The following is a 1,681-nucleotide window of genomic DNA, read 5'->3' as shown; positions in this document are numbered from 1 at the left end:
CGCCGGGGAGGGCCGCTACGACCGGCTGCTGACCATCACCGGCGTCTACGACCGGCCCACCCCGTGCCGGAAGGGCGACAGCGGTACGCACCCCCGCTACTGGTCCTGGGAGGTCGACGGCGGCAGCCGGACGCTGTGCGCCGCCGACGCCGCGGAGTGATCCGTCGAGCGCCCGCCTCGGCCCGTACCCGACTCTGGGCCCGTACCCGACACTGGGCCCGTACCCGGCTCCGGCTGCCTGCCGCCTTGTCCCAGGGCCCGCCGCCACCATCCGGGGGTCGCCACCGCCAGTGCCACCGCGCCGATGACCAGCACGAACGGGAGAGCGGGACCGGCCAGCGCCAGGTAGGGGAGCCCGGAAAGGGCCGCCACCACGCAGTAGAAGGCGCCCACGAGGGACAGGAGACACTGGGTGCGGGGCGGCCCTTCCGGGTTCCGGCGGACGACGAGCGCCGCGCAGACGGCCGCCCACAGTGCGGCACGCGGCTCGCCGAAACCGACGGCGTCCCGCACGTCTTCTGCCGCCCTGAACCACCACTGGCCGTCCAGGACGTCCACGAGGTGGCGGAAGTCCGACGCGTACCCCGGCAGTTCAGCGCCCGTCGGCACCTTCTCGCCGAGCCCCGCCACGTCCGGCCGGACGAACTCCGTGACCATCAGCAGGGCCGCACCGAGCGTGTGGGCGGCGCCCGCCGTCCAGCCGACGGCCCAGGCGCGCAGCCGAGAACGTGCGGGGCCCCCACCGCCGCCCCTGACGCAACCGCCCGCGCCGCTCTCCGCGCTCTCCGCGCCCACCTCACCGGCCAACGGCCCGGAGCGTGAAGCCGGATCGGCGCCCGTCGCCGGATCGGCGTCCGCCGCCGGATCGGCGCCCGTCGCCGGATCGGCGCCCGTCGCCGGATCGGCGTCCACCCCCAGATCGGCGTCCGTCGCCGGATCGGCGTCCGCCGCCGCGCTGCCGCTCCCCACGCCGCACCGTCCCCTCGTCGCTGCCGGTGTCGTTCATCGTCCGGCCGCGCGGACCGGGCCGCAAGGGCGTACCCGTCAGTCCTTCTTCGGGAAGGAGACCTCCACACGGCGGTTCTTGCGCCGCCCTTCCTCCGTCCCGTTGTCCGCGACGGGGTAGTCCTCGCTGTAGCCGCGTACGTGGAAGCTGACATCGGGACCCAGCAGGGCGGCCAATTCCGTCTGCACGGCGGCGGCCCGCTTCTTGGAGAGCTTCTTGCCGTGGTCGTAGGAGCCGAGGTCGTCGGTGAAGCCGAAGACGTTCACCTCCGTGCTGCCCTGCTTCTCGACCTCCTCGGCGATCGTCTCGATACGGTCCTTCGCCCCGCTGTTCAGCTTCGCACTGTCCTTGGGGAAGAGCACCTCCGCCTGGAGGGTGAACTTCGTCTTGACCGTGCTGTCCTCGCGGCGCTCCTCGCCGCCCAGGTCCTCGGTCACGAACTTGATGTCCAGCACCTTGGGCTCCGCGAGCTCCGCCCCGTCGGCCAGCCGCAGTCCCTCCGCCTTCGGGTCCACCTCCACCGGCGCCTTCGAGTCCCCGATGTTGTCCGGCGGCTCGCTGAATCCCGGGTCCCCCGGCCCCTTCTCCCCCGGCAGGGACGGCGCCTGCCCGGTGGGGATGGTGGTCGGGTCGTCGGTGGGGTACTGCGTGGCGATGTCCGGGATCGAGGGGGTC

2 protein-coding genes are annotated in these 1,681 nt (G+C 73.5%); both read right to left on the bottom strand.

The features are described from left to right. Positions 1 to 96: 96 nt before the first annotated feature. The gene (locus AB8Z75_RS34495) at positions 97 to 969 is read right to left on the bottom strand and encodes a hypothetical protein (protein WP_369209025.1); all 873 of its coding nucleotides are present in this window, start codon (positions 967 to 969) and stop codon (positions 97 to 99) included. Positions 970 to 1,044: 75 nt separating this feature from the next. Next, a partial coding sequence (locus tag AB8Z75_RS34490; RefSeq protein WP_369209023.1) for an OmpA family protein occupies positions 1,045 to 1,681 on the bottom strand: 637 nt, incomplete at its 5' end.

The organism is Streptomyces sp. PU-14G (assembly GCF_041028275.1).
Lineage (GTDB): Bacteria > Actinomycetota > Actinomycetes > Streptomycetales > Streptomycetaceae > Streptomyces.
This window is presented reverse-complemented; position numbering and strand designations above follow the sequence as displayed.